The sequence below is a fragment of the Streptomyces sp. NRRL WC-3549 genome, from assembly GCF_000721935.1.
Classification (GTDB): Bacteria; Actinomycetota; Actinomycetes; order Streptomycetales; family Streptomycetaceae; genus Streptomyces.
In genome coordinates this window covers 42,914-46,864 of sequence record NZ_KL585423.1, presented here as the reverse complement: position 1 = coordinate 46,864, position 3,951 = coordinate 42,914, and the positions used below count along the sequence as shown (strand labels likewise).

The window sequence follows — 3,951 nt, the reverse complement described above, 5'->3', positions numbered from 1 at the left end:
GATACCGTCGCCGACGCTGCCGATGACCTGGGAGGAGGTGAGGGTGGCGCGGGAGCCGTTGACGAGCAGGACGCCATGGGCCCCGGAGTCGGTGATGTGGGCGCGCAGGGCGAAGAGGTCGCCGCCGTTGTCCACCGTGATGCCACCGGCCGCGGCGGACTCGATGCGGCAGTCCCGCAGGGTGCCCCGGCCCTCCGGACCGACGGACACGGTGGCGTCGGTCGCCGCCCGCATGACCGTGTCGCGGATGTCGGGGTTGCCGCCGGAGACGATGCGTACCGCGGCGCCGCCGGCCCGGTCGATCTCGCAGTGCTCCAGCCGGCCGCGCCCGTCCTCGGCCACCTCCACACCGTGGCCGCCCGACGAGGTGATCCGCGCGCGGCGCAGCAGCGGGTCGGCGCCGGTACGTATCCGGATGCCGGTGCCGGCCGCGTCCGCGATCAGCAGATCGTCGAACTCCGCCGACGAGTCCTCCTCCAGCAGCACGGCGCCGCCGGTGTCCGCGCAGTCCCGCACCGCGCAGCCGGTCAGGGAGGGGGCGCTCGAGTTGACCACCCGGATCGCGGGCGCGGCGGCGGTGTCGAACTCGCAGTCCTGGAAGGTGCCACGGGAACGCTCGGTGACGGCGAGACCACTGCCCTTGGTGCGTGAGGTGCGGCAGTTCAGGAACTCGGGGTCGGCGCTCGCGGCCAGCATGATGCCGGGGCCCGAGGTGTCGCTGACGGTGACGTGTTCCAGGACCGGGCGGGCGGAACTGGTGATGTAGACGCCGACGGAGGTGTCGTGCACCGAGGTGCGTACGACCCGGGTGCCGCTACGGCCCTCCAGGGCGATGGACGGCTTCTCCGTCCCGGATATGTCGCAGTCCTCCACCAGGCCCTGCGCCTCGTCGGAGGTCAGCACGCCGTTGGCGCGGGCGTCCCGGATCCGGCAGTCGCGTACCGTCGACCGGGCCTCCGCGCCGATGACGACACCGGAGGTGCCGAGGTTCTCGATGAGACAGCCGGCGATGACGCTGCCCGTGGGCGCGGAGTCCACGACCCCGGCGCCCTTCGGATTGCTGACACGGCAGTCGCGCATGGCCACCGAGCCCGACTCACGGGCCAGGACGGCCGTCCAGCCGGAGCCGATGACCGTACAGCCGTCCATCGCCACCTGGCCGCGCGGGGCGTCGACCACCGGCAGGTCCTCGCTGCCGCCGCGCAGGGTCAGGTCGGTGAGCATGACCGCGTCGGCGACGAGGACGACGGCGGTGCCCCGGCGCGGACAGATGTCGACGCTGCCCGGTTCGCCGTCGGCGACGATGGTGACCCGGGTCCGCACCGTGAGGTTCTCCGGGTAGCGACCGGGGTGGACCCGGATCACCGCACCCGTGCGTGCCTTGTCCAGGGCATCGCCGATCGTCCGGAAGCTGTCCGGTTGTCCCGACCCGACCCTGAGCAACTGCCGTGACACGCTCGATCCTCCTCGTTGTGGTGCCGCCGCCGCGTGCCTCACCCACCCAGGGGGCCAGGGGACTGTTCCGCGTCCGGGTACGTACGGCTGTGCGCACGCGACGAAGGCTACGGGACCCGTGGGGCGATGTTCCAGGAGGGACCGGCGAGTTCGCGCGGGAGCGGACGAGGGGCAACGAGTACACCACGGGCGTTCCGGCCGGCGGACCGCCGGGGCGGGGAGGGGCGTCGCGTCGGACGGTACGCCAGTGCACGGCCCGCCTTGCCGACGGCGGGGCCGCTCCCTCAACTCCCGCTTCCTGTTCGCATCGTGCGGGGCCGCCCCGCCGCCCCGCGGCAGTGTCCCGCCCGACACACCGTCATCCGCTGCGCCTATCATGCGCGCCATGCCCCGTGCCCGAGTTCGTTCCCGCCGCCGCCCCCGGGCCTCGGTTGTGGCCGCCTCCCTGCTGATGACCGTGACCGTGAGTGCGCTGGGCGCCGTCGGGGCCGCGCCCGCCACCGCCGACTCCGTGGGTCTGCCGGTCGTGCGCTCCGCCCTCGCGGAGGACGACCCCTGCGCCTCCGTGTCGAGCGAGAAGGCCCGGGCGGAGCCCTGGACGCTGCGGGCACTGGGCGCGTCCCGCGCCCGGCCGCTCTCCCAGGGCTCCGGGACGACGGTGGCGGTCGTGGACACGGGCGTGGCCGAGGCCGCGCCCGCGCTGAAAGGGCGGGTGACCGCGCTGGGGACGGCCGGTGAGGACTGCGTGGGCCACGGTACGTTCGCGGCCGGTCTGATCGCGGCGACGCCCGGCGACGGCGGGGGCCCCGCCGGCCTTGCCCCGCAGGCCCGGATTCTGGCCGTACAGGGCACGGACGAGCGCGGCGGGACCACGGCGGGCCAGGTCGCCGACGGGATACGCCGGGCGGCGGACGAAGGCGCCTCCGTCATCTACGTCGCCGTGGCCCTCGACAGCGGCAAGGCGGAGCTGACGGGCGCGGTCAGGTACGCCAGCCGCAAGGACGCGCTGGTCGTGGCCCCGGTGGCGCCGGACGCGCTGCCGAGGAACACGGCACCGGAGCCCTGGTACTGGCCCGCCTCCGCGCCGGACGTGCTCGCCGTGACGGACTACGGCCCGGACGGTGGCCGGCCGGCCGACGCGCCTGTGGTGAGCGGGGCGGACCTGGCCGCGCCCGGTGACGCGGTGGTGAGCATCGGCCCGATGCTGTCTCTTATACACATCTCATCGGCTCGGGCGCCTCGTTCGCCGCCGCGCACGTCGCGGGGGCGGCGGCGCTGGTGCGGGCGCGCTACCCGGAACTGAAGGCCGCGGAGGTCTCGCGCCGCCTGACGGAGGCGGCGTACCCGGCGGTGCCGCCGCGGCTCGACCCGTACGCCGCGCTGACGACCGTGCCGGCGGGCGCCACGGGCGTGGTGGCCCGGCCGGAGCGGGCGGTGGTCCCGCCCCCGCCCCCGAACGAGCCGCGCACCCGTGCGCTGCTGGTGGCCGGTGTGGGCGGTGGGCTGGTGCTGCTGGTGGCGGCGGGCGCGGTGGTGATCCCGCGCGGCCGGGCCCGGAACTGGCGCCCGGCCGGCGGCTGACGGGTCCGGCCCGGGCCCGGGCCCCGGGCGCCTCGGCCGGGCCCCGTGTCCCGGGCTCCCGAGCCGTCGGGTCCGGCCCCGTACCTCGGGTGCCCGGGCCGCCGGGCCCCGGCCCCGTGTCTTCGGACCACCGGGCCCCGGCCCCGCTCCGTTACGCCTCCTCGTCCTCCAGCACCGCCGTCTGCACCTGGATCTGCTTGCGGCGCGTCACCCGCGTACCCCGGCCCGGCGGCAGGTTGCGGCCCTTGACGCTGCCCAGGATGAAGCCCTCCGAGGGCGGGCACGACAGCAGCAGCGTCGGCGTGTTGACCTCCTGCATGCGGCGCAGCACGGGTTCGCCCAGGCCCCGGCCCGCGCCGGCGGCGGAGCGGGAGACCACCATGTGCAGACCGACCTCGTAGCCGAGGGCGAGGTGGTTCAGCAGCGGGTCGAAGGGGGCGTTCATCGCGCTGGTGCCGAGCATGTCGTAGTCGTCCACGAGGATGAACAGCCGCGGGCCGTCCCACCAGTCGCACGTGCGCATCCGGGCCGGGGTGATCTCCGGGCCCGGGACGCGGGCCGCGACCGCGCGGGCGGCGCCCGCGATCAGCTCCTTGAGGGCGTCCATCGACACGGCGTGGCCGAGGCGGTACTCGTCCGGGATCGCCTCCACCAGCGCGCGCCGGTAGTCCACGACCATGATGCGTGCCTCGGCCGGGGTGTACCGGTCCATGATGGCCTTGGCCGTCAGCCGCAGCATGTTGGTCTTGCCGCTCTCCGTGTCACCGACCACGATCATGTGGGGGGTCTCGGAGAAGTCGTGCCACACCGTGCTCAGGCGCTCCTCCTCCAGACCGATGGGCATCTTGAAGTCGCCCTTGGGAGCCGGGAGGTCGGAGAGGGGGAGCCGGGTCGGCAGCATCCGGACCGGCGGGG

Annotated in this window: 4 protein-coding genes; 2 read left to right on the top strand and 2 right to left on the bottom strand. The window is 75.0% G+C overall.

Annotated features, from left to right (window positions below; all coding sequences use genetic code 11):
* Positions 1-1,455: right-handed parallel beta-helix repeat-containing protein (locus IH13_RS0126550; RefSeq protein WP_031088503.1), on the bottom strand; the 1,455-nt coding region annotated here is incomplete at its 3' end.
* Positions 1,456-1,840: 385 nt separating this feature from the next.
* Here IH13_RS0126550 and IH13_RS44975 point away from each other — a divergent pair.
* Positions 1,841-2,758, top strand: a complete 918-nt coding sequence (locus IH13_RS44975; protein WP_158791312.1) for a S8 family serine peptidase — start codon at positions 1,841-1,843, stop codon at positions 2,756-2,758.
* Positions 2,734-3,036 carry a hypothetical protein gene (locus tag IH13_RS45835; protein WP_324605199.1) on the top strand — a complete coding sequence of 101 codons (303 nt, stop codon included), beginning with the start codon at positions 2,734-2,736 and terminating at the stop codon, positions 3,034-3,036. Before IH13_RS44975 ends, IH13_RS45835 begins: the two co-directional genes overlap by 25 nt.
* A 151-nt stretch (positions 3,037-3,187) precedes the next feature.
* Here IH13_RS45835 and IH13_RS42810 read toward each other — a convergent pair.
* Positions 3,188-3,951: FtsK/SpoIIIE domain-containing protein (locus tag IH13_RS42810; RefSeq protein ID WP_267883886.1), on the bottom strand; the 764-nt coding region annotated here is incomplete at its 5' end.

Coding starts and splice junctions, on each gene's coding strand:
- IH13_RS44975 (WP_158791312.1), top strand. CDS start 1,841: ATGCCCCGTGCCCGAGTTCGTTCCCGCCGCCGCCCCCGGGCCTCGGTT.